The sequence below is a fragment of the Streptomyces deccanensis genome, assembly GCF_022385335.1.
GTDB classification, from domain to species: domain Bacteria; phylum Actinomycetota; class Actinomycetes; order Streptomycetales; family Streptomycetaceae; genus Streptomyces; species Streptomyces deccanensis.
Window position 1 is genome coordinate 3,852,735 of record NZ_CP092431.1, and the last position, 22,959, is coordinate 3,875,693.

18 protein-coding genes, 2 tRNA genes and 1 pseudogene are annotated in these 22,959 nt (G+C 70.3%); 10 read left to right on the forward strand and 11 right to left on the reverse strand.

What is annotated here, in order from left to right; genetic code table 11:
- Nucleotides 1-75: 75 nt before the first annotated feature.
- From ehuB to L3078_RS17175, 6 genes are all read left to right on the forward strand, one after another.
- Nucleotides 76-999: an ectoine/hydroxyectoine ABC transporter substrate-binding protein EhuB gene (gene ehuB / locus L3078_RS17150; RefSeq protein ID WP_239754657.1), complete on the forward strand. Its 924-nt coding sequence runs from the start codon at nucleotides 76-78 to the stop codon at nucleotides 997-999.
- Entirely contained in the window at nucleotides 996-1,712 is a 717-nt protein-coding gene (gene ehuC, locus L3078_RS17155) for an ectoine/hydroxyectoine ABC transporter permease subunit EhuC (protein ID WP_239754658.1), read from the forward strand. Before ehuB ends, ehuC begins: the two co-directional genes overlap by 4 nt.
- A complete protein-coding gene (gene ehuD / locus L3078_RS17160; RefSeq protein ID WP_239754659.1) occupies nucleotides 1,712-2,362 on the forward strand; it encodes an ectoine/hydroxyectoine ABC transporter permease subunit EhuD in 651 nt (216 codons plus the stop codon). The genes ehuC and ehuD overlap by 1 nt, the downstream gene beginning before the upstream one ends.
- A gap of 10 nt (nucleotides 2,363-2,372) precedes the next feature.
- Nucleotides 2,373-3,149, forward strand: a complete 777-nt coding sequence (ehuA, locus tag L3078_RS17165) for an ectoine/hydroxyectoine ABC transporter ATP-binding protein EhuA (RefSeq protein ID WP_239760352.1) — start codon at nucleotides 2,373-2,375, stop codon at nucleotides 3,147-3,149.
- Between the two features lie 214 nt (nucleotides 3,150-3,363).
- Entirely contained in the window at nucleotides 3,364-4,122 is a 759-nt protein-coding gene (locus tag L3078_RS17170) for an IclR family transcriptional regulator (protein WP_239754661.1), read from the forward strand.
- A gap of 114 nt (nucleotides 4,123-4,236) precedes the next feature.
- Nucleotides 4,237-4,310, forward strand: a tRNA-Lys gene (locus L3078_RS17175).
- Nucleotides 4,311-4,349: 39 nt separating this feature from the next.
- On the opposite strand, the gene L3078_RS17180 is transcribed toward L3078_RS17175, so the two are convergent.
- The 7 genes and pseudogenes from L3078_RS17180 to L3078_RS17210 form a co-directional block, all read right to left on the reverse strand.
- A complete protein-coding gene (locus tag L3078_RS17180) occupies nucleotides 4,350-5,003 on the reverse strand; it encodes a response regulator (protein ID WP_239754663.1) in 654 nt (217 codons plus the stop codon).
- Complete coding sequence (locus L3078_RS17185) at nucleotides 4,988-6,226, reverse strand: sensor histidine kinase (RefSeq protein ID WP_239754664.1); 1,239 nt, start codon at nucleotides 6,224-6,226, stop codon at nucleotides 4,988-4,990. The genes L3078_RS17180 and L3078_RS17185 overlap by 16 nt, the downstream gene beginning before the upstream one ends.
- 80 nt (nucleotides 6,227-6,306) lie before the next feature.
- A pseudogene (locus L3078_RS17190) lies at nucleotides 6,307-7,954 on the reverse strand (long-chain-fatty-acid--CoA ligase).
- A gap of 40 nt (nucleotides 7,955-7,994) precedes the next feature.
- Nucleotides 7,995-8,465 (reverse strand): DUF3592 domain-containing protein, encoded by a 471-nt coding sequence (locus L3078_RS17195; protein ID WP_239754665.1) that lies wholly within the window; start codon nucleotides 8,463-8,465, stop codon nucleotides 7,995-7,997.
- A 119-nt stretch (nucleotides 8,466-8,584) separates the two neighbouring features.
- Complete coding sequence (locus tag L3078_RS17200) at nucleotides 8,585-9,202, reverse strand: lytic polysaccharide monooxygenase auxiliary activity family 9 protein (protein WP_239754666.1); 618 nt, start codon at nucleotides 9,200-9,202, stop codon at nucleotides 8,585-8,587.
- Between the two features lie 96 nt (nucleotides 9,203-9,298).
- Nucleotides 9,299-10,444, reverse strand: coding sequence for an SPFH domain-containing protein (locus tag L3078_RS17205; protein ID WP_239754667.1), 1,146 nt, complete (start codon nucleotides 10,442-10,444; stop codon nucleotides 9,299-9,301).
- 110 nt (nucleotides 10,445-10,554) lie between these two features.
- Nucleotides 10,555-12,219, reverse strand: coding sequence for a peptidoglycan-binding protein (locus L3078_RS17210; RefSeq protein ID WP_239754668.1), 1,665 nt, complete (start codon nucleotides 12,217-12,219; stop codon nucleotides 10,555-10,557).
- 839 nt (nucleotides 12,220-13,058) lie between these two features.
- Between L3078_RS17210 and L3078_RS17215 the strand changes: the two genes are divergently transcribed.
- From L3078_RS17215 to glxA, 4 genes are all read left to right on the forward strand, one after another.
- The gene (locus L3078_RS17215) at nucleotides 13,059-13,715 is read left to right on the forward strand and encodes a hypothetical protein (protein ID WP_239754669.1); all 657 of its coding nucleotides are present in this window, start codon (nucleotides 13,059-13,061) and stop codon (nucleotides 13,713-13,715) included.
- 67 nt (nucleotides 13,716-13,782) lie between these two features.
- Nucleotides 13,783-13,859, forward strand: a tRNA-Lys gene (locus tag L3078_RS17220).
- A gap of 497 nt (nucleotides 13,860-14,356) precedes the next feature.
- On the forward strand, nucleotides 14,357-16,354 hold the full coding sequence (locus L3078_RS17225) for a glycosyltransferase family 2 protein (RefSeq protein ID WP_239754670.1): 1,998 nt from the start codon (nucleotides 14,357-14,359) through the stop codon (nucleotides 16,352-16,354).
- A complete protein-coding gene (gene glxA, locus L3078_RS17230) occupies nucleotides 16,351-18,288 on the forward strand; it encodes a radical copper oxidase GlxA (protein ID WP_239754671.1) in 1,938 nt (645 codons plus the stop codon). The genes L3078_RS17225 and glxA overlap by 4 nt, the downstream gene beginning before the upstream one ends.
- Before the next feature lie 86 nt (nucleotides 18,289-18,374).
- Here the strand turns inward: glxA and L3078_RS17235 are convergent, their stop codons facing one another.
- The 4 genes from L3078_RS17235 to L3078_RS17250 form a co-directional block, all read right to left on the reverse strand.
- Nucleotides 18,375-19,325: a hydroxyacid dehydrogenase gene (locus L3078_RS17235; RefSeq protein WP_239754672.1), complete on the reverse strand. Its 951-nt coding sequence runs from the start codon at nucleotides 19,323-19,325 to the stop codon at nucleotides 18,375-18,377.
- A gap of 61 nt (nucleotides 19,326-19,386) precedes the next feature.
- Entirely contained in the window at nucleotides 19,387-20,022 is a 636-nt protein-coding gene (locus tag L3078_RS17240; protein WP_239754673.1) for a LysE family translocator, read from the reverse strand.
- 2 nt (nucleotides 20,023-20,024) lie between these two features.
- Complete coding sequence (locus tag L3078_RS17245; RefSeq protein ID WP_239754674.1) at nucleotides 20,025-20,963, reverse strand: homoserine O-succinyltransferase; 939 nt, start codon at nucleotides 20,961-20,963, stop codon at nucleotides 20,025-20,027.
- Nucleotides 20,960-22,957: an FAD/NAD(P)-binding protein gene (locus L3078_RS17250; RefSeq protein WP_239754675.1), complete on the reverse strand. Its 1,998-nt coding sequence runs from the start codon at nucleotides 22,955-22,957 to the stop codon at nucleotides 20,960-20,962. The genes L3078_RS17245 and L3078_RS17250 overlap by 4 nt, the downstream gene beginning before the upstream one ends.
- Nucleotides 22,958-22,959: the final 2 nt, after the last annotated feature.

Below are 22,959 nucleotides of genomic sequence, written 5' to 3' on the forward strand. Positions count from 1 at the left end.
CGGGTGTGTGCGGGGGTCGTGAAGGGCGCCGTGGTGGCGTGAATACATCGCATCGGGTCGGGTAGCCGCGCGCCCATGGCTCCAGCAACGAACACCTCCGGGAGAACCGGGAAGACACGCGACCCCAGCCGCCGCTCCCTCCTCGTCGGCGCCTCCGCGCTCGCCACGGCGGGCGCGCTGGGCGCCGCCGGGTGCAGCAGGGTGGCCACGGCCTCCGGCACGAAGGGGGGTGAGCTGCTGGACCGGCTGCGCGCGCAGGGCGTCGTACGGCTCGGTATCGCGGGTGAGATCCCCTTCGGCTACATCGACACCGACGGCAAGCTGACCGGCGAGGGGCCCGAAGTGGCCCGGGTCGTCTTCAAGCGGCTGGGCGTGGAACGGGTCCAGCCCGTGCCCACCGAGTTCGGGTCGCTCATACCCGGGCTGAACTCCCAGCAGTTTGATGTCGTCTCCGCCGGGATGTACATCAACCCCGAGCGCTGTGCGGAGGTCATCTTCTCCGAGCCCGACCACGAGATGCTGGACGCGTTCGTGGTGAAGAAGGGCAATCCGAAAGGGCTGAACGACTACGCGGACGTCATCCGCGCCAAGGCCCGGTTCGCCACCGGGTCGGGGTACGCGCAGATCGCGCATGCCGTCGAGGCCGGGTACAAGGAGAGCGACATCGTCATCGTGCCCGACCAGGTGGCCGGGATGAACGCCGTGGAGGCGGGCCGGGTCGACGTGTTCGCGGGCACGTCGCTGACCACCCGCGAGGTGGTCAAGAAGTCCCGTACGACGGAGGCGACGAAGCCGTTCGCCGCGCTGGTCGACGGCAAGCCCCGGGTGGACGGCGCGGGCTTCGCGTTCCGGCCGGCCGAGACGCGGCTGCGGGACGCCTTCAACGTCGAGCTGCGGAAGATGAAGGAGAGCGGCGAACTGCTGCGGGTGCTGCGGCCCTTCGGGTTCACCCAGGTCGAGATGACCGACCTGACCACGAAGGAGCTCTGTCGCGCATGACACCGGGCCTCTGGGAACTCGTACTGCGCGGCGTCTGGGTCACCCTCCAACTGCTGGTGTTCGGCGCGCTGTTGGCCACGGTCGTCTCGTTCGTGGTCGGGGTCGCGCGCACCCACCGGCGGTGGATCGTCCGCTTCGTCGCGGGCCTCTACACCGAGGTGTTCCGCGGGACCTCCGCGCTGATCATGATCTTCTGGGTGTACTTCGTGCTGCCGCTGGCCTTCGGCTGGCAGCTCGTCCCGATGTGGGCGGGCGTCCTCGCCCTCGGACTGACGTACGGGGCGTACGGCGCCGAGATCGTGCGCGGCGCCCTGACCGCCGTGGATCCGGCGCAGCGCGAGGGCGGTATCGCGCTGAGCTTCACCCCGTGGCAGCGGATGCGGCTGATCCTGCTGCCGCAGGCCGTTCCGGAGATGATCCCGCCCTTCGCCAACCTGGTGGTCGAACTGCTCAAGGGCACGGCGCTGGTGTCGGTCATGGGCATGGGCGACCTGGCGTTCAGCGGCAGTCTGGTGCGGCTGGCGCTCCAGGAGAGCGTGGAGATCTACGCGTATCTGCTGGTCATCTACTTCGTGATCGCCTTCCTGCTGACCCGCGCCATGCGGGTGCTGGAGCGGCGGCTGAAGGCCGGGCTGGGCAAGGCCCCGGCACGGAAGGCGGCCGTGCCGCCGGCGCGTGTCCCCGAGGGCGCGGGCGCGGGAGGTGCTGCCTGATGAACTGGGACTGGAACGCGGTCACCGACTTCCTGCCGCACTTCTACGACGGCCTGCTGGTCACCTTGCAGGCGCTGGCCCTGGGCTCGGTCGTCTCTTTCCTGCTCGGGCTGGTGTGGGCACTGCTGGTGCGGACGCCGACCCGCTGGGTGTCCTGGCCGGTGGGTGTGGTCACGGAGTTCATCCGGAACACCCCCCTGCTGGTCCAGCTGTTCTTCCTCTTCTACGTGCTGCCGGAGTGGGGGCTGACCTTCTCGGCGCTGACCACGGGCGTCTTCGCGATCGGGCTGCACTACTCGACGTACACGATGCAGGTCTACCGGGCCGGTATCGAGGCGGTGCCGGCGGGCCAGTGGGAGGCGGCCACGGCGTTGAACCTGCCGGTGCGGCGCACCTGGACGGTGGTGATCCTGCCGCAGGCGGTCCGCCGGGTGGTGCCCGCGCTGGGCAACTACGTGATCTCGATGCTCAAGGACACACCGATCCTGATGGTGATCACGGTCCCGGAGATGCTGAGCGAGGCACGGCTCTACGCCCAGGAGACCTTCCGTTTCACCGAGCCCCTGACCGTCATCGGGGTGGCCTTCATCCTCATCTCCTACCTGGCCTCCCTGCTTCTGCGAACCCTGGAGCGACGCCTTGTCCGCTGACACCCCGCTGATGAAAGAGCCCGACGCCCCGGCGAACCAGCCCGTCGACCGCAGCGAGCTGATCCGCTTCGAGAACGTGACCAAACGCTTCGGCAGCAACACCGTCCTGGACCGGCTGGACTTCTCGGTCGACGCGGGCAAGCACGTCACGCTGATCGGCCCGTCCGGCTCCGGCAAGACGACGATCCTGCGGCTGCTGATGACCCTGACCAAGCCCGACGAGGGCACGATCACCGTCGGCGGGCAGCGGCTGTTCCCCGCGAGCGAGAAGCAGTGCCGTGAGGTGCGCAAGAACATCGGGATGGTGTTCCAGCAGTTCAACCTCTTCCCCAACATGAAGGTGCTGCGGAACATCACCGAGGCGCCCGTCACCGTCCTCGGGCTCTCCAAGGACGAGGCCGAGGCGCGCGCCCGTGAACTGCTCGACATGGTCGGCCTCGCCGACAAGTGCGACGCCTATCCGACCCAGCTCTCCGGCGGACAGCAGCAGCGGGTGGCCATCGCGCGCGCCCTGGCGATGCGCCCGCAGGTGCTGCTCCTCGACGAGGTGACGTCGGCGCTCGACCCCGAACTGGTCGCGGGCGTGCTCGACCTGCTCAGGGACATCGCCCGCACCACCGACATCACGATGCTCTGTGTGACCCACGAGATGAACTTCGCCCGGGACATCTCGGACCAAGTTCTGATGTTCGATTCTGGCCAGGTGATCGAGTCGGGCAGCCCGGAGAAGATCTTCGGCGATCCGTCGCACGAACGTACGCGGGAATTCCTCGGCGCGGTCATCTGATCACGGTCAGTGAACGGCCGGACGCGTGGGAACGTGCGAGGTCCGCCTGCCGGGCCATGCCCTCGGCATATGCCAGAGTGCTGGTCCGGCAGTTGGGAGGCCTGCGGGTGCGGGGATTTTCTCGCGAACAACCCCTGCACGTACGGCTCTTGGGCCGTATCGTGGGACACGGCAAGCTGTCCGAAAAACGGCCCGAGAAGCGCAGGGGGAAACCGTGGCGCTCAAGCACGAGCCGACCGCGCCGTACCACTCGGCCCAGGACGCCCTGCGCGTCCTGGAGACGGTGGCGCGGCACGCAGGTGGCGTCACCGACGCCGAGATCGCCCGTCGCACCGGCGTCGACAGTGAGCGGTTGACCGCGCTCCTGCGGATGCTGCGTCGCGAGGGGTATGTGGAGCAGACCACCGACGGCGCCTACGTCACCGGTGCCGCACTCGCCCGGCTGGGCTCCGCCCAGGGTCATGACCAGGCCCTGCGCGAGCAGCTCCGGCACACGCTCGACCGGCTCCGCGACTCCGTGGGCGCCGCCGTCTATGTCACCCGCTATCTGGACGGGGAGATCCAGGTCACCGGCTGGGCCGACAGCCCGGCCATGCCCGCCGTGCACGAGTGGGTCGACTTCCGCTCCTCCGCCCATGCCACCGCGTTCGGCAAGGGCCTGCTGGCTCAACTCGACCTCAACGGCCGCCGCGACCACCTCTCGCGGCACCGCCCGGCCCGGCTCACCGCCCGCACGATCACCAACGAGAAGGTGCTGCTGAGCAAACTCGACGCCCAGACCCCCACGGTCCCGGTCCTCGACCTCCAGGAGTACGCGCCGGGCACGGTCTGCGCAGCCGTCCCCCTCACCGCGGGCTCCGCCGTCGGCTGCCTCGCGCTGTCGCTGCCGCTGCGGCACGCGCACCGGCTCCGTGCGGCGGCGCACACCCTGAACCGGGAGGCCGCTCCGGTGCTGCTGTCGTTGGCGATCTAGCGGCCGCCCGTTCCACAGAGATCCAGGTCACGTTTAACTGGTCGAAGGCACCCGTCCGGACCAGGTAGTATTTTCTCTGTCGCCAGCCGCGAGAGCGGAAGAGCGACAGAGTCTGCGCCGCTAGCTCAGTTGGTTAGAGCAGCTGACTCTTAATCAGCGGGTCCGGGGTTCGAGTCCCTGGCGGCGCACGCAAAGAAGGCCCCTCGCTCCGGCGAGGGGCCTTCTGCTTACGCGCGCAGGTAGGCGAGCACGGCCAGCACCCGGCGATGGGTGTCCTCCGCCGGGGGCAGGTCCAGCTTTCCCAGGATGTTGCCGATGTGCTTGCCGACGGCCGCCTCGGTGACGACCAGCTCCCGGGCGACCGCCCCGTTCGACTTCCCCTCGGCGACCAGCGCGAGCACCTCCCGCTCGCGCGGGGTGAGCGCCGCCAGCGGATCACGCCGGCGCCGCAGCAGCTGCCGTACGACCTCGGGGTCGACGACCGTGCCCCCGGCCGCGACCCGCTCCACCGCCTCCGCGAACTGCTCGACCTGACCGATGCGGTCCTTGAGGAGATAGCCGACCCCGGTGCCGTCGCCGGTGTCCAACAGATCGGCGGCGTAGGCGCGTTGGACGTACTGGCTGAGGACGAGGACCGGCAGGGCGGGGTTCGCCGCGCGGAGTTCGAGCGCGGCCCGCAGGCCCTCGTCGGTGAGGCCGGGCGGCATGCGGACGTCGGTGACGACGAGGTCGGGGGCGTACGACCGCACGGCCGCGATCAGCGACTCCGCGTCCCCGACCGCCGCGACGACCTCGTGGCCGAAGCGGGTCAGGACGCCGATGAGCCCTTCCCGCAGCAGCACGCTGTCCTCGGCGAGCACGATCTTCAGCGCTGCGGGCACGGGATCTCCAGGGACAGGACGGTCGGCCCGCCGGCCGGGCTGTGGACGGACAGTGTCCCATCGAGCACCGCGAGCCGGTCGGCGAGGCCGGTGAGACCCGTGCCGCGCGCGGGATCGGCGCCGCCCGTACCGTCGTCGCGCACCTCCACCCGCAGCCGTCCGCCGGTGTACCGCCCGGCGATCCACGCCCGCTGCGCACCGCTGTGCCGGCCGATGTTCGCCAGCGCCTCCCGGACCGCGAAGTAGGCCGCCGCCTCCACGGACTCGGCGAACCGGGGAAGGTCCACGTCCAGCTCCACCGGTACGACGGACCGGTCGGCCGCGTCGGCGAGGGCGTCCGCGAGGCCGTAGTCGGCGAGGACCTGGGGATGGATGCCGTGGATCAACTCCCGCAGCTCCCCCAGGACTTGATCGGCCTCGCGGTGGGCGGCGGCGAGCCGGTCGGCCAGTGCGGGCGGGGCGTCGAGCCGGGCCAGGCCCAGGGCCATGCTCAGGGACACCAGGCGCTGCTGGGCCCCGTCGTGCAGATCGCGTTCGATCCGGCGCCGTTCCGCCTCGAAGGCGGCCACCAGCCGGGCCCGCGACCGGGTCACCTCGTCGAGGCGCCGTTCCGCCTCGGCCTCGCTCGGCGCGAGCAGCAGCCGGGCGAGCGCGGCACGGGCCCGCGCGTACCGGACGAGGGGCCACAGCAGCGCGAGGAGGAGGACGATCCCGGCGACCGTGCACAGCAGGGCCTGGCCGTAGGAGTCGATCAGCCAGAGCTTGGCGATCCGCGCGTCACCGCTGGCGCTGCTCGTCGTCGCCAGCTGCACGGGCGCTCCGATCATCGCGCCGGGCACGACCAGCGCGACGAACAGCACGGTCACGTCCAGCGGCCACAGCGCGAACGTGAGCAGGACGGTGTACGCCAGCTCCCGCCACGTCGCCCGCTCGGTCAGCCGCAGCCGGGCCCAGGCGGCGAGACCGGGCTCGGCCGGGGTGGCGTGCGGGTCGGGCGGCGGCGGGGTACGGGTGAGGGTCAGCCGTCGCCGTTCGAGGGCGCCGACGGGGAGGCCCGACAGGACGGCCAGCGCGAGCAGCGGCAGGCCCACCAGGACCGGGGCCAGGGCGAGTCCGAGGATGCCCACGACCAGCAGCACCACCAGCAGGGGGGCGCCGACGAGGACACCGCTCAGCAGGTAGGCCACCGCGCGCGGCAACTCCCGTACGACCGTTCGGATCATGAGGGTCACGGTAGGCGGGGGCGGTCGGCGGCGGCCATACGCGCAGCCGGTGTACGGAAGGTGGGCCCAGCCCTACCCCGTCACCTCGTCAGCAACTCCTCCCGCCCGCGCGCCCGGTACTCCGTCACCAGCCGCGCCAGGTCCACCGCCGAGAACTTGCGGTACGCCCACTTCCCCGGCGGGCGCCACCAGACCGGGTCGGCGCAGCGGAAGCCCTCGCGGCGGAGGGTGGCGCGCTGGATCTTGTTGGTGGCGGTGACGGGCATGGACCGGACGACCCGTACGAAGCGCGGGGCCATCTTCGTGCCCAGGTCGGGCTGGTCCAGCAGGAACTCGGCGAAGCGGCAGGGGTCGAAGGTGCCGGCGACGGTCGCCATGACCTGGTCCCCGGCGACCGGATCGGGGACCGCGTACACGGCGACGGCCTCGGCGCCCTCGTAGCGGGCGAGGATGTTCTCGATGACGGCGGCGGCGAGGTTCTCGCTGTCGACGCGGAGGCGGTCGTCGGTGCGGCCGGCGAAGTAGAGGAAGCCGTCGGTGTCGCGGTAGAAGAGGTCGCCGGTCCAGTACCAGCCGTCGCGGCGGCGGGCGGCGTCCGCCTCCGGGTTCCGCCAGTAGCCCTCGAAGGGGTTGGGGCCCCGGTTGACCAACTCTCCTATCGCCTCGGTGCCGTTGAGGAGTCGTCCGTCCTCGTCGAAGGCGGCCGGCGGGCGCTCCTTGCCGGTCTCCGGATCGACCACGGCGAGGTCGTCGCCGGGTGCCGCCCGTCCGATCGCGCCGGGTGGCGTCCCGGGCGTGCGCTGGATCGCCGCCCCGCCCTCGGAGGACCCGTACCCCTCCACGAGCCGCACCCCGAAGCGTTCCTCGAACGCCGCCGCGTCCACCGCGCCGGCCTCCGTGCCGAAGCCCATGCGCAGCGGGGTGTCGCGGTCGTCGGGGCGGGGCTCGGTGGCGAGGAGGTACTGCACGGCCCGGCCCACGTAGGTGAAGTACGTGGCCCGGTAGGCCCGTACGTCGTCCAGGAACGCGGAGGCCCGAGAACCGGCGGCGCAGGGCGACGCCGGCTCCCGCGACCAGGGCGGGGGCCCAGTCGGCGATGACCGCGTTGCCGTGGAACATCGGCATGCAGACGTAGTGCACGTCGTCCCGCCGCACCCCGAAGCGGTCCACCAGGGCCCGCCCCGCCGCCGCGAGCCGCCCCTGGGAGCAGATCGCGGCCTTGGGCGCGCCGGTGGAGCCGGAGGTGAAGTAGAGCAGGAGGCGGTCGGCGGGGGTGGCCCGGGTGGGGTCGGGCACGGCGCCCGCGTACGGGGCGAGGAGGTCGGCGTACGGCCGGGTGCCGGTGACCAGGACGCGGACGCCGGGGAGTTCGAGGCCGTCGAGGAGCGGGAGGTGGGCCTCCTCGGTGATCAGCACCCGGCACTCGGTGTGCAGGATGTCGCGGGCCAGTTCGGGACCGCGCCGGGTGGGGTTGACGCCTACGACGGCCGCGCCCGTGAGGGCCGCCGCGCTCAACCACAAGGGAAATTCCGGGGTGTTGTCGAGGAGGACACCGAAATGCGGGTGGGCCTCCGGCGGCAGGAGGTCGGCGAGCAGGGCCGCGCGGGCGGCGGCCCCGGCGGCGACCTCGTGGTGGGTCAGGACCTGTTCCTCGAACCACAGCCCGGGCCGGTGGTCGCCCCACCGGTCGGCGACGAGCTGTGCGACCGTGCGCCTGATGGACTCCATGTCGGCGCACGGTAGTTGACGTGCCGTCAGTTGAGGAGGGTCACGGCGTCGGGAACGACGGGTCGGTGGAGAACTGGTGGTAGGTGACCATGAAGAAGACGCAGAACGCGAAGGCGACTCCGAGGAAGGTCAGGATGCCGAGACCGGCCGCGGCATGCTTGACCCGCTCGCCGGGGGCGTGGGCCGTCGCGACCACGTTCGGGCCGTCGGTGTAGTGGACGGTGACGAAGTCGCCCTCGACGGTCGTCATCGGCCCGCCCTCCTCCTCGAAGCGGATGGAACGCCCGTCCCGGGTCGTGAACTCGTAGACGTGGTGGATCGTCGTGCTCACGCGGCTGTGCCCGCCGCCGCTGTCGCTGACCGTGGTGAACGTCCTCAGGCAGCGGGCCTCGGCCGTCAGGCCGCTGCTCCAGGCCCTTCGGACCCGCAGCCAGCGCGTCAGCAGCCGGTACGCCATGAAGCCGATGAAGGCCATCATGACCGTAGGGATGAGGTAGAAGAAGACGTCCATGGTGTTCCCCCGAGTTCGGCCCGCCGCCCTGGTCGGCGGCGTGAGGGGAACGTACCCGTGCGACGGCCCCGCGCAGCTCAAGGGAGCCTCAGAACTGGCGGGGCCGCATGGCGAGTTGCTCAGAACGTGACGTCCGAGCAGGCGTAGAACGCGTTCGTGGTGTCGGCGATCGTCCAGACGGCGACGATCACGTGGTGGCCGCTCAGCCCGGACGGCAGGCGTCCGGTGTGGGAGAGCGTGGACGGTGGGCGCTGGCCGTTGTAGGGGACGGTGAAGAACGGGGTCAGGTTGAGGTCGGAGCGGGCGAGGGCGTGGTTCTGGTTCCAACCCGCCCTGGTGACGTAGTACTTGAAGTCGGTGGTGGCGTGCATGGCGGTGAACTGCCAGCGGAACGTGTAGTTCTGACCGCCCGTCACCCGGGTGGTGGGCCAGGCACCGCCGCCCGGCTTCGTGGACGCGTTGAGCTGGTTGAACCTGCTGTTGCCGCCGGAGCAGATCTGGCCGTCAGCCGGCCCTGAGCCCGGGAAGCCCTTCGGTCCCTCGACGCTCTGCGGTTCCCACTGGATGTCGCCGCAGTTGGTCACGGTGCCGTTCTGACAGAGCTTCTGTCGGCTGACGGGAAGATCGGTGTAGCCGTGGCCGGAGGCGCCACCACTGGAGAGGACGAGCGCTCCGGTGGTGGCGAGGCCGACGCCGGCGGCATACCACTTGGTCCTGTGACGCGTGTGCTTGCGCATGCTGCCGCTCCCTGGAGGACGTGGGGGTGTTTCCAGGTCTAGACCAAGTCCCAGATTATGGGTGCGGCTTGAACATGTCCATACCAATCCCCGGGTTCACGGGGACACTTCGCGGCGCCCTGTATAGAACGCCACGGTCAGGTCCTTCACCAGCGCCTTGCGCTCGTAGTCGTCGAGTTCGACCAGGCCGCGCATGGTCAGCCGGGTCACCGTGTCCTCCACGGAGTCGACGACCGAGGTGAGCACGGTGTCCCGGTGCTGGGCGTCGAGCGCGGCGATCCGGCGGCGCTGCATCACGGCGGCCACCTCGGGCGCGTACTCGATCCGGACCGGCTGGACCGAGAACACCTCCATCCCGACCGGCGCCGCGTCCGCCGCCACCAGCCGGGTCAGCGCCTCCCCCACCGCCTCCGTGTTGCGCAGCGTCGAGTCCCGCACCAGCGCTCCCGGCGCCACGTCCGCCGGCAGCTGCGACAGCACCCGGGAGACCGCCGCCTCCACGCACTCGCGCAAGTACCGCTCATGGTCCTCGATCCCGAGCAGGGCCTTCGCGGTGTCCCTCACCCGCCACGCCACCAGGACGACGACCCGCAGCGCCACCCCGTTCGCGTCGACGGCCGCCATCGGCTCGCTCCGCCAGTGCCGCAACCGCACGTCGACGCGACGGCGCAGCACGAACGGGTTCACCCAGAGCAGTCCGCTGCGGCGGACCGTCCCCCGGTAGCGCCCGAACAGCCCCAGCACCCAGGCCCGTCCGGTCCGCCCGCGCGCCAGCCCGCCGAACCCGAACATCGTCAGCGCCCCGGCCCCCGCGTACGCGGCCCACTGCGCCGGTCCGAGCCCGGCGCCCGCGTACGCCGTCGGCAGCCCGAGCGCCCGGACCGCGAGCCCCGGCAACACCCCGGCCCACCAGGAGGTGAGCACGCATCCGGCCACCCCGCACGCCCCGCCCAGCACCCCCACCACCCCGGGCACCACCCGCGCCGGCCGCTCGACGATCTCGGGGTCGACCTCGACCGCGGGGCGCGGCTTCATCGAGGCGGGCCCCTGCCTGATGCGTGGCTGCTCGCCGGTGCCGCGCCGCCGGCCCACGACGGCGGGGGTGACCGGGACGGAGACCGGGGCGGGGTCGTCCCGGAACAGCAGATGGACGGGGATCTCGGTGGTCGTCTCGTTCTGGATGAGCCGAGCGGGCCGCGCGGCCCCCTCGGGCTCCGGGGTGTGTGAGGTGGTCGTACTCATACGTGCCTCCGTGCCTCCGCGCAGGAAGAGCCGTGGTGAGAGTCGGTGAGGGCGTGAGGGGGTGAGCGAGCGGTCAGGAGCCGGTGGTGAAGGAGCGAGCGGTGAAGACGTCAGGCGAACAGGCGGCGCCAGGTCTCAGGGCCCGGGTAGCCGTCCGCCGCGCCGCCGCGCCACCCCTGGGCCCGCTGGAACGCCTCCACGTTCCGCCGGTCCGACTCGCCCCAACGCGGCCCCGGACCCGAGGTGTAGTACTTGCCGAAGCCCTTCTCGATCAGCCGCTTCCCCAGCCGGGTGACGAACGCGTTCTCCGCGCCCGGCCGGAACATGCCGCGCCCCGGATAGCCGAGGACACCGTGCGAGGCGGGTGTCACGGCGGCCGGGGACTTCGGGGCCGCGGGGCCGCCCGGCCTGACGGGCGCCGGCCTTCCCGTCGGGCGGTGCACGACCGGAGGTCTGTGCGACTCCGCCGACGCGCCCCTGGGGCCGTGGCTCACGTTCGGTGCCGGCGGGATGTCCCTGCCCCTCCCGGTGACCAGGTACGACCAGGTCAGCGGGCCCGGAATCCCGTCGGCGTGACGGCCTGACCAGCCCTGCGCCCGCTGGAACGCCCGGGTGGCCCTGCGGTCGGCGTCCGACCAGATCGGCCCCGGGCCACCCGGGTAGAAACGGGCCCCGCCGCGCGTCACCAGCATCTGCCCCAGCCGGACGATGTGCTGGTTCCGCGCCCCGGGCCCGAAGGCCGCGGCACCGGGGAAGCGGTCGCCACGCGACGGCCCGGCGGGCCCTTTCGCGCCGGCCCCGTCCGCCGGGGCGACCGGCGCGGCGGCGCCTTCGAAACCGCCGGAGCTGTCACCGGTAGCGCCCTCGACGAAGCCCTCGGAGCCCTTGGTGAAGCCTCCGGAACCGTTGGTGAAGCCGTCGGAGCCACCGGTCGAGCCGTCGGTGAGGCCGCCGGAACCGTTGGCGGCGTCGTCGGAACCCTCGGAGGTGTCCGTCCCGTCGCCGGGAGAGCCCGTGCCGTCCGGGATCAGCCCCTTGTAGCGGTACGGCACATAGCGGTTCGCGTTGTTCCAGTACGCGTACGGGGTGGCCTGCCTGCGGGCGTACGGGCGGGCCGACTCGTAGGCGATGTAGCGGGTCCGGGTGTGGTCCGTCCAGCCTCCGAAGAGGACGACGTGCGAACCCTGGCGCGGGTTCTTCGGATTGTGGAAGAGCAGCATGTCGCCGGGTTCCAGCCGGTCCTTGGAAATGCGCTGCGCGAACTTGTCGAGGCTGCCCGTCCATTCGTTTCCGGGGAGGTTCCAGGCCATCGAGACGAACCCCGAGCAGTCCTGGCGATAACCGTCGGACCAATACTCGCGCATGCTGTACGGCACCTCGTCGGCGATCCACTTCTTGGCCCGTCCGATGATCTCGGCGCGGGTGGTGGGCGGTGTCCTCACCCCCTTCGACGGCTTGCCCCCGCCCGCCGGGCGCCCGCCGGGGCCGTGCAGCGGAGCCTTCTTCCCCTGGGGGGTCCTGGGCCCCTCATCTGCGGGAACGGCACCGGGGCTGCTCGGGCCGTGGGCCGCGGCGACCGCCGGTACGGCAGGCGCGACGCCGAGGGCGGCACCGGCGGCGGAGACCACGACGAGGGCGTTCCTGGCGGTCCTCGCCGCCGGATGACTCAGATGGGCGTACCGGGTCGAGTACGGCATGACCCGCCGCCAGTGGACACAGCCGGGGCATTCGCAATCGGCCCCCGGATCGATCTCCTCGAATACCGGAGTCTCCATACGATTCCCCTCGCGAACCGACCGAAGAATTCCACGCTTCTGCACGCCCGTCAGTTTCTCAACTGTCATCCGGTGTCGCATGCTGACGGTCCAAATGACGTAACGGTTCCGCCGGGCCCTGAGAGGCCCCCTCGCCGGCCCCGCGAGGTCCGGGCCCACTCCCGTCGGCGTCGCGCAGCTGCTCCCGCCTGTACTGACGGCCCGTCAGGAAAGGTGAAGTCCCCCTGTCGCGCGCTGAGTTGGCGAGCGGCTCACCCGTGACAGAAAGTTACTATCCGGTAGAGTTACGTTCATTGAGTCCGGTCACCCGTGTTCTTGACGACGGAACCCACCGGTTGCATGATCAGCGCTGAACCAGAGCCGCGTCACCACGAAGAAGTTCCCCCACGGGTCTTGACCAGTCCCGATGACTTCTTCACATGAAGAGCGGGGCACGGGGGTTTCGGGCAGGCACTCCAAAAGTGCTACCCGCCCCTCGATGTCGCGCTTCTTCCGCCGTCGCCTTCCGCGCATACACGGACCCACCCCTAGAGACCTGCCACCTTTCTTCGGGAGCCGTTTCACCCCCCACCCGAACCCGCCCCCTTTGCGTCCCCTCCTTCCCTTTTCGTGACCCCTTTCCTTGCCTCCTGCCTTTTTTCGGCAGGCGCCGAAAGGGGTATTCAAGCCTGCCCGAAAAACGCATTCCCAGCACACTCCTTGAAATCTCATCGAAACTGTTCGGTAGCGTTGACGACGTAAATGGCGAGTGCCATATTCATCCCGTCGGAAGGCATCGCCCCTCGAATACGAGGCCCCGGCGGCGCCCTCCTGTCCACGTGATTTCTGAGAGGACGAGAATGAACAAGAAGAAGTGGACCCGTCCACTTGTCACGGCTCCGTTCCTGGCCACCGTGGTCCTTTTCTCGGCGGACCCCGCCCACGCGGTGGGTGGGTGCCTCCGTGACGGGGACACGGACCAGGTGAAAATCGCTCCGAAGGCTGCTTCATTCAAGGAGCAGGCCAGGGCCGTGGCGCGGCAGCAAGACCGGAACAGCTGGCAGGACGTGGTCTGGAGAGGGACCGAAAAGAAGTGCGCATCCAATTCTCCGGGCAACTGCAATTACTCCTGGGCCGTGAACAAGACCACGAACTTCGGTTGGGCCGTAGGTGGTCAGGTCAGCCTCGGTAACGCCAGTTCGCCGAGCAAGAAGTGGTACAACTTCGTCCTCTCTCTCATCCCCTCGATCCAGAAGTCGTCCACGATCAGCACCACGGAGACGTTCGAGCAGCCGGTCCCGCCGGGAGGGTTCGGTCAGCCGTGGCAGGTGGTCCAGCGGCGATGGAAGAGCGGCGACTACGTGGGCGGCTGGGTCAACCAGAACAGGGCATGCACCTTCGGCCTCAACCAGGCCGGCCACGTGTACACCTGGGACCCGAACGTGCGATGGGGCTACTGGCAGGCCAACATCCGGGAGCGCGAGTACGACGGGATCGCGGTGAACGGAAAGCTCTGACCTCACGCTCGGCGGGGGTGCTCCGTGGTCGGGAGCACCCCCGTCGCTCCGGTAAAGTTCTTCTCGCGCGCCGCTAGCTCAGTTGGTTAGAGCAGCTGACTCTTAATCAGCGGGTCCGGGGTTCGAGTCCCTGGCGGCGCACCATCCGGAGAGGCCCCTCGCGAGCGCATCGCGAGGGGCCTCTCCGCGTGTGCGCCTCGCTCCGCATGTGCGCATCACCCCGCCCACTCCCCCGGGCCCCGCGCACTCCCTCCTCACTCCCCACGAATCCTCCACGGATGCCCCATTAACCGCGTATGACCGGTAAACGACGTGTTTCGCATCTTGCGATCAAGATGAACACCATAGAACCCTGGGCCGTAAGAGACTGCGGATACACGGCGGTTGGGGGGCCTTGGGCGGTTTGCGCCCTGGGGATGGGGATCCGGGGCCCTCGACGAGGCACGCGACGTACGCGCTCAGGAACAAAAGATGCCGAGGGGGCATCAATGCAACCGGATGGGCGCCGTCCCGTGTCTCCATGGTGTAGATCACATGGTGACGATGACCCACTGATGCGTCCGTAACGGTCGAGGGGGACCGATTCGGACGAAAGACCGACGAACACACACTCGACGAAGTGTGTGCGGGGGGAATGACTCATGACGTCGACGCCGACGGGCGGCCGGCATTACAACGACCCATCCGAAACGACCCGGCTGAAGGTGCCGTCACACCGCACAGGAGCCTTTCGCAAGCTCAAGAAGAACCTTCCGAGATACGACTACGAGCACTACAGCCGCCTCGCCGGCCCGCTCACCCAGCCCGACCCGACCAAGCCGTACACGGTGCAGTACCGGTCGCTGATCTCGCAGGAGCCGCACCGCCTCAGGGTCGCCCTGATGCTGGCCGCCGCGCCGCTGCTCTCCCTGGTCCTGCTGGCCTGGCTGCTGCAGCAGGAGCACTGGACCGAACGCGACTACGTCGAGTACGAGTTCCTGCCCGCCCTCGACATGGTCATGCTGGTCTCGATCGGCCTGATCGAGTTCTTCCGCTGCATGAACGTGCTGTCGAACGCGCACGCCACCCTGGTCGCCCGCGACCCGGTCCCGGTGGTGCCCGAGACCGGCACCAGAGTCGCCTTCCTCACCTCCTTCGTGCCCGGCAAGGAACCGCTGGAGATGGTGACGAAGACCCTGGAGGCCGCGGTGAAGCTCCGTCACCGCGGGCTGCTGCACGTGTGGCTGCTCGACGAGGGCGACGACGCGGACGTGAAGGCGGTCTGCGCGCGCCTGGGCGTGCACCACTTCTCCCGCAAGGGCATCGCGAAGTGGAACCAGCCCAAGGGCCCGCACCGCGCCAAGACCAAGCACGGCAACTACAACGCCTGGCTCGACGCGCACGGCGACGACTACGACTTCTTCGCCTCGGTCGACACCGACCACATCCCGCTGCCCAACTACCTGGAGCGGATGCTCGGTTTCTTCCGGGACCCGAACATCGGCTTCGTCATCGGCCCGCAGGTGTACGGCAACTACGACAACTTCGTCACCAAGGCCGCCGAGTCCCAGCAGTTCCTGTTCCACGCGCTGATCCAGCGCGCCGGCAACAGGTACGGGGCGCCCATGTTCGTCGGCACCTCCAACGCCGTACGCATCAAGGCGCTCAAGCAGATCGGCGGGCTGTACGACTCGATCACCGAGGACATGGCCACCGGTTTCGAGATCCACCGTCACAAGAACCCGGCGACGGGCAAGAAGTGGCGCTCGGTCTACACCCCGGACGTGCTCGCGGTCGGTGAGGGGCCGAGCGCCTGGACGGACTTCTTCACCCAGCAGATGCGCTGGTCGCGCGGGACGTACGAGACGATCCTCACGCAGTACTGGAAGGGCTGGTACTCGCTGCCGCCGACCAAGCTCTTCAACTACACGATGATGATCATCTTCTACCCGATGTCGGCGCTCAACTGGATCCTGGCGGCGCTGAGTTGTGCCCTGTTCCTGGGTCTCGGCGCCTCGGGTGTGAACATCGACCCGGTGGTGTGGCTGATGCTCTACGGCAACGCCTCCGCGCTCCAGATAGGCCTGTACGTCTGGAACCGCCGGCACAACGTCTCCCCGCACGAGCCGGAGGGCTCCGGCGGTGTGGCCGGCATGGTGATGTCCGCGCTCTCCGCGCCGCTCTACGCCAAGGCGCTGATCGACTCGGCGCTGCGCCGCAAGAGCAAGTTCGTGGTGACGCCCAAGGGTGATTCGGCGAGCCCCGACCGGTGGTTCGGCACCTTCCGGTACCACTGGTACTTCATCGTCATCTTCGGTGCCTCGATCGCCGCCGGGTTCGTCTTCGGCAACGCGCACCCCGCGATGATCATCTGGGCCGTCTTCGCCATGATGATCACCGCCCTCCCCATCGTCGCCTGGCGCTACATGCTGCGGCAGGACCGGAAGAAGGCCGCCGCCGCGGCCGCACTGCAGGGGTCCATGGTGGCGCCGCCCGAGGCGGCTCCCGCACCGTTCGCGCCACCCCACGCACCGCACGCCCCACCCGCGCCCCACGCTCCCCAGCACAAGCCGAGCTGGGCCGCGTCCGGGTCGGGCGGCGGGGGTAGCGACCAGACCATGCAGATCGCCCTGGGCGGACTTGGGGGACGTAAGGAATGAAGGACCGTGCAGGCCGCCGCCGCGCCCGTCGCCTCGCGATCGGCTCGGCGGTGGTCCTCGCGCTCGCCGGGATGAACGGGCCGTGGGTGTACCGCTTCAGTACCGAGAAGTACCACGAGTACAAGATCAACAGACCCGAGTACAAGGCGGACAACGGGCACTGGCAGATCGTGGAGTTCCCGGAGAAGTACCGGCAGAACACCATCCACGCCGCACTGCTGCACACCGGCAAGATCTTGCTGATCGCGGGCTCGGGGAACGACGCCGAGAACTTCGACAGGAAGAAGTTCGACACCCGCCTCTGGGACCCGGTCAAGCAGACGATCAAGCGGGTGCCGACCCCGGCCGACCTGTTCTGCACCGGGCACACCCAGCTGTCCAACGGCAATCTGCTGATCGCGGGCGGCACCAAGCGCTACGAGAAGCTGAAGGGGGATGTCACCAAGGCCGGGGGCCTGATGATCATCCACAACGAGAACCCCGACAAGGGCATGCGACTGAAGGCGGGGACCAGGTTCGTCGGCAAGGCGAACGGCAAGACGTTCGTCCTCAAGGACACCGTCGAACTCAAGAAGGCCGTCAAGACCTTCGACCCGGACACCGGGAAGTTCACCGGCAACAAGCCGGGCATCGCCCGCGCCTACGTCGAGGCCGAGCGCAGCGGCAAACGGTACGAGACGGGGACGGAGGACAACTACAAGGTCGTCGGCCTGAAGGGCGAGGACGCGCGGAACACGTACGGCATCGCGCAGAAACTCGCCCTCGACAAGAAGGACTTCCAGGGGATCAAGGACGCCTACGAATTCGATCCGGTCGCCGAGAAGTACATCAAGGTCGACCCGATGAACGAGGCACGCTGGTACCCGACACTGACGACGCTGACGGACGGCACGGTCCTGTCGCTGTCCGGGCTCGACGAGATCGGACAGCTCGTCCCGGGCAAGAACGAGATCTACGACCCCGAGACGAAGAAGTGGACGTACACCAAGGACGAGCAGCAGTTCCCGACGTACCCGGCGATCTCCCTGATGCAGAACGGCAAGTTGTTCTACTCGGGCGCCAACGCGGGGTACGGGCCGGACGACATCGGGCGCGACCCCGGCATCTGGGACCTGAAGACGAACAAGTTCACCAAGGTCCCCGGCATGAGCGACAGCAAGCTCCTGGAGACCGCCGGGACCGTGCTGCTGCCCCCGGCGCAGGACGAGACGTACATGGTCATCGGCGGGGGCGGGGTCGGTGAGTCGGAGCGGTCCAGCAAGCGGACCCGGGTGATCGATCTGCTGGCCGACCGGCCGCGGTTCGTGGACGGGCCGCGGCTGGCGAAGGGCACCCGGTACCCGCAGGCCTCGATCCTGCCCGACGACACCGTCCTCATCTCCGGCGGCTCCGAGGACTACCGGGGGCGCGGCGACTCCAACATCCTCGAAGCGCGGCTGTACGACGCGAGGACGGGCGAGATGCGGAGGGTGGCCGACCCGCTGGTGGGCCGGAACTACCACTCCGGGTCGATCCTGCTGCCGGACGGACGGGTCGTGTTCTTCGGGTCGGACTCCCTGTACGCCGACAAGGCCAACACCAAGCCGGGGGAGTTCGAGCAGCGGATCGAGATCTACACGCCGCCGTACCTCTTCCAGGACGCCCGGCCCACGTTGACCGGGGAGAAGAAGACGGTCGCGCGGGGCGGGAAGGCGACGTTCGGCACGAGGCACGGGTCGTCGATCGCGTCGGCGCGGCTGATCCGGCCGAGTGCGTCGACGCATGTGACCGATGTGGACCAGAAGTCGATCGAGGTGGACTTCGAGGTGACCGGGGACGAGATCACGGTGACCGTGCCGAAGAACCGGAATCTGGTGCAGTCGGGCTGGTACATGCTGTTCGTGACGGACGACGCGGGGACGCCGAGCGAGGCTCGGTGGGTGAAGGTCCCCTAGGTCCCCCAGCGTTCGGACGGTGACCGGACGGCGAGAACCCCAGGTCATAGACCTGGGGTTCTCGTGTCGGTCGGCGGGCCTGAGGCTCAGCGCGGGGCGTTCAGGGCCTCGGGGGCCCGTTCGCCGGCGAGGGTCTGCAGGACCGCGCGGACGGCGTCCGTCGCCGCCCGCTCCTGGGCCTCGCGGGTGCTGGCGCCCAGGTGCGGGGTCACCGTCACCTCGTCGAGGGCGAGGAGCGGGGAGTCGGTGCACGGCTCGTCGACGAAGACGTCCAGGGCCGCGCCGGCGAGGCGGGACTCCCCCAGGGCGGTGTGGAGGGCCGCCTCGTCCACGATGCCGCCGCGGGAGACGTTGGCGAGATAGGCCGTGGGCTTGACCAGGCGGAGTTCGGCCTCGCCGATCAGGCCCACGGTCTTCGGCGTCCTCGGTACGTGGACGGTGACGAAGTCGGACCGGGAGAGCAGCTCGTCCAGCGGCACCGGCTTGATGCCGTGCTGGTCCGCCGTCTCCGCCGTGGCGTAGGGGTCGTGGCCGAGGACCGTCATGTCGAAGGCGGCCATGCGGCGCGCGACCGCCAGACCGATCCGGCCGAGCCCGACGATCCCGAGGGTCTTGCCCGCGAGTTCGGTGCCGACATGGGTGGCGCGCCGCCACACACCGGACCTCAGCTCCCGGCCCGCCGCCTGGATGTCGCGGGCCGCCGCCAGCAACAGCCCGCACGTCAGCTCGGCGGCGCTGACGACGTTGGCGGCCGGGGCGTTGACCACCACGACGCCGGCCTCGGTGGCGGCGACGACGTCGATGTTGTCGACCCCCACCCCGGCCCGCCCGACGACGGCGAGGTGGGGGGCCGCCGCCAGGACCTCGGCGTCCACGGTCGTGGCGCTGCGGACGAGGAGCGCGTGGGCCTCGGTCACCGCGCCCAGCAACTGCGCGCGGTCGGCGCCGTCGCAGTGGCGCACCTCGTACCCGGGGCCGAGGCGCTCCAGGGCGGCCGCCGGCAGGGGGTCGGCGACCAGGACGACACGGGAAGACATCTGAATCTCCGTAGGGGTGGGGGCGGTTGGGCTGTGCCTCGGGTGGGGGACGAGCCGCGGCTCAGCTCTGGACGGCCATCGCGATACCGAAGGCGATCATGACCGTGCCGGCGGTCGCGTCGACGTTGCGGCGGACCGAACGGCGCCGCATCCAGGTGCGCAGGCCGTGGGCGCCGAGGCTGATCAGGCCGTACCAGATGACCGCCTCCAGCGCGTTGACCGCGGCCAGCGCGGTGCCCATCAGCGCGGGCGAGACACCTTCGGGGATGAACTGCGGGATCGTGGCGCCGTAGAAGACACCGACCTTCGGGTTGGCCAGGTTGTTGAGCATGCCCCGGCCGAAGGAGCGCCACAGCGAGGCGGCCTCCGGTTCGAGGTCGGCGTCGCCCTCCTTGGCCGCGCCGATGGCCCGCGCCGAGCGCCACAGCCCGATGCCCAGCCAGACCATGTAGGCGGCGCCGACGATCCGGAACACGGTGTACGCGGTCTCGGAGGCGGCGAGCAGCGCGCCGACGCCGACCGCGATGGCCGCGCCCCACAGGACGGCGCCGACGCCGACACCGACGCCGGTGATGAACCCGTGGAGCCGGCCGCGCGCGACGGTGTTGCGGATGACCAGCGCGGTGTCCACGCCCGGCATGATCACCAGCAGGGCTGACACCAGGGCGAACGAGACCAGTGCCTGGAGGACCGACACGTCTACACTCCTGTCTTCTCGGCCGTGACCCCGATGATCTCGGCCAGGGGGATTCCGTCGCGCGTGAGGCCGCGCAGCCAGTTGCGGTAGAAGATCCGTCCGGGGGCCTGCCAGTTCTCAACGGGCGCGGCGGACGGGTCGTCACCTGGGAAGTAGTGGGCGGGGAGGGCGATGTCCGCGCCCTTGGCCGCGTCGCGCCGGTACTGCCGCAGCAGGGTGTCGGGGTCGTACTCCGGGTGCCCGGAGACGTACAGCTCCCGGCCGTCCCGGCTTGCCGCGATGTGCACCCCGGCCTCCGGCGACTCCACCAGGATCCGCAGGTCCTCGGTCTTCTCGAAGTCGGCGCGGAGGTTTTCGGTGTGGCGCGACTGCGGGACCGCGATCACCGACTCGATGTCCGCCAGCAGCGGGGACGAGGGGTCGGTGAGCCGGTTGGGGAAGTTCCCGAACAGCTTGGCGGGCAGCTCGTGCTTGGGGATGCCGTACCGGTGGTACAGCGCGGCCTGCGCGCCCCAGCAGACGTACTGGGCGGAGGTGACGTTCTCCCGCGCCCAGTCCATGATGCCGCGCAGCTCGTCCCAGTACGTGACCTCCTCGAAGGGGAGGAGTTCGACGGCGGCGCCGGTCACGATCAGGGCGTCGAACCGACGGTCGGCGACGTCCTCGTGCGTCAGGTAGTGCTCCTTGAGGTACGCCTCGGGCGTGCTCCTGGAGACGTGGTCCCGGGGGCGCAGCAGGGTGACGCGTACGGGGAGGCCGGCACCGGACAGCAGCCGCAGCACCTGGGTCTCGGTGACCGGCTTGTCCGGCATCAGGTTGAGGAGCGCCAGTTCGACTGCCGGCGTCGCGGGCACGGCGTCGCGTGGCTCGACGGTGACGGTGATGCCTTCGGCGGCGAGCCGGTCGACGGCGTCGATCGGGGTGGGGACGATGAGGGTCACTGTGCGGGGCTCCTGGTGATCGCGGTCTCGGTGGCGGTGTCGGTCGCGGTCCCGGTCGCTGTCTTCGCCGCGGTGGTGGCGTCGAGTTCGGCGAGTACGGCGGTGACACACCGGTCGGCGTCCGCCAGCGCGCGGTTGCGGCCGCCGGGCGACGGGACGTAGTGGTTGTAGAAGGTGGCGCCCTCGCAGAGCGGGCCGAGGACGCGGACCTTCCGGTCGGGCCGCCCGTCGGCGGCGACGGGATGCTGGTCCGCCGTGATGTCGACGCCCCGGCTGCTGAGGGCTCCCGGACGGTGCCTGCGGATACGTCCGCTCGCCAGGAGGTCGGCCAGCAGCGGGCTGCCGGTCGCCTCGACGTCGGGCTGGCCCGAGGTGGCGTACGCAAGCCAGTCCGCCGGGGCCTCGTAGCCGGTGCCGAGGCGGGTGGAGGAGATCCGCCACACCGTCCCGTCCCACTCGACGCGCGGCGCGGGACCGAAGGGCACGCTGACGATGCCGGCCTCCAGCAGGGCGAAGAGTTCCTCGTGCCGGTCGAGCTGCGGGCCGGTCACCGACCGGTTGAGCGTGGCGGTGAAGGAGCCGTAGAACTCGTCGTGGGAGTTCTCGTCCAGGCCGCCGAAGTCGACGGCGTGGCGGACGACGTCGCGCAGGTCGCGCAGGACTTCGAGGCCCGCCTTGGTGGGGCTGCCGCCGAGGCCCAGCCGCGCCTCGACCAGGTCCGACCGCAGCCGCTCCTCGTACCACTTGCGGTAGGCGTCGGCGGAGTCGAACGCGGCGCTGTCGGGGAAGAGCAGCTCCTGCGGGTCGAAGTGCCCGAACCGCTCGGCGTGTTCGACGTCCAGGGCGGTCAGCTCGTCGTCCAGAGTGCCCGCGTCCGCCGCCGCGCGCAGCCGCTCCGTCAGGGTCCGCTCGGCGTCGGCTCCCCCGGCGAGGGCGGCGCCGAGACGGTGGAAGGCGCTGCGCATCTCGGCGCGGATCAGGGGGAGCAGGTCGCCGTGCAGGTCCAGGGGGCGGTCTCCCCCGGCGGCCCGGAGGCGGTCCAGGGTCTGCGGCGAGAACACCACCGGCCGGTACGGTCCGCCGGTGCGGTTGTCGGCGGGCCGGGCCCGGAAGGGGATGCCGGTGCGGGAGAACAGCAGGATGCTCGGTTCCCGTCCGCTGGGCAGATAGCGCAGGCCGCCGTCGACGGCCTCGTAGCGGCCGCCCCGGCCGACGGTGAGCGAGGCGAGGACGTCCATCGCCGACAGGCCGGTGCCGCCGAGGGCCAGGGTCTGGCCGGCGGTGACGTCCGCGAAGGCGTCGGCGGGCGGGTAGATCTCGTGGATCCGCCGGGACGCTCCCGGCGCCTGCGGGTCGGGGGCGGCCGGTGGGGTGTGACCGGTGGTGAGGAAGACCGTGTCCACCCGCAGGGTCTCGCCGGTGTCCAGGGTGATCAGCCGCGAGTCGTCCGGGCCGGTGGACAGGCTGGTCGCCGTGGCGCGGTGGAACCGTATCTCGACGTTGCCGGGGACCCGGTCGAGGAGGCGCCGCAGGAACCAGCGGAGGTACTCGCCGAGCACCCGCCGGGGCAGGAAGTCGTCCGGGCGCACGGGACGGCCCTCGGCGCCGAGGGTGTGACCGTCGTCGGCCACCTTCAGGCCACGGGCTGTCACCCACTCGTAGAGGTTGGGGCCGCGGTCACCGACGGCCGCGCCCACCGTCGCCTCCTCGGGGAAGAGGCTCACCTGCGCGCAGACGGTGTTGAGCAGCAGGTGGTCGGGCTGGTCCACGGCGTGGATGCCGACGCCGGAGCCGTCGGGGTCGACCACCTCGACCACGAGCCGCCGCCCCGCCCGCTCCGGCGACGCGGCGTGGGTGACGAGACGTTCGAGCACGCCGATGCCACGCGAGCCGAGCCCGACGATGCCCACGGTGCCGGCGACGGGAGTCCCCTGGACGGAGGAGTCGGGACTCTCCTGGACGGAGGAGTCGGGCTGAACTGCTGCTGCTTGCAAGG

What these genes read in the sequence shown, in the direction of transcription:
- L3078_RS17210 (WP_239754668.1), bottom strand. Translation starts at nt 12,219, where the DNA reads ATGGAGACTCCGGTATTCGAGGAGATCGATCCGGGGGCCGATTGCGAA.
- ehuC (WP_239754658.1), top strand. Translation starts at nt 996, where the DNA reads ATGACACCGGGCCTCTGGGAACTCGTACTGCGCGGCGTCTGGGTCACC.
- L3078_RS17225 (WP_239754670.1), top strand. Translation starts at nt 14,357, where the DNA reads ATGACGTCGACGCCGACGGGCGGCCGGCATTACAACGACCCATCCGAA.
- ehuB (WP_239754657.1), top strand. Translation starts at nt 76, where the DNA reads ATGGCTCCAGCAACGAACACCTCCGGGAGAACCGGGAAGACACGCGAC.
- glxA (WP_239754671.1), top strand. Translation starts at nt 16,351, where the DNA reads ATGAAGGACCGTGCAGGCCGCCGCCGCGCCCGTCGCCTCGCGATCGGC.
- L3078_RS17215 (WP_239754669.1), top strand. Translation starts at nt 13,059, where the DNA reads ATGAACAAGAAGAAGTGGACCCGTCCACTTGTCACGGCTCCGTTCCTG.
- ehuD (WP_239754659.1), top strand. Translation starts at nt 1,712, where the DNA reads ATGAACTGGGACTGGAACGCGGTCACCGACTTCCTGCCGCACTTCTAC.
- L3078_RS17235 (WP_239754672.1), bottom strand. Translation starts at nt 19,325, where the DNA reads ATGTCTTCCCGTGTCGTCCTGGTCGCCGACCCCCTGCCGGCGGCCGCC.
- L3078_RS17185 (WP_239754664.1), bottom strand. Translation starts at nt 6,226, where the DNA reads ATGATCCGAACGGTCGTACGGGAGTTGCCGCGCGCGGTGGCCTACCTG.
- L3078_RS17200 (WP_239754666.1), bottom strand. Translation starts at nt 9,202, where the DNA reads ATGCGCAAGCACACGCGTCACAGGACCAAGTGGTATGCCGCCGGCGTC.
- L3078_RS17195 (WP_239754665.1), bottom strand. Translation starts at nt 8,465, where the DNA reads ATGGACGTCTTCTTCTACCTCATCCCTACGGTCATGATGGCCTTCATC.
- L3078_RS17205 (WP_239754667.1), bottom strand. Translation starts at nt 10,444, where the DNA reads ATGAGTACGACCACCTCACACACCCCGGAGCCCGAGGGGGCCGCGCGG.
- ehuA (WP_239760352.1), top strand. Translation starts at nt 2,373, where the DNA reads ATGAAAGAGCCCGACGCCCCGGCGAACCAGCCCGTCGACCGCAGCGAG.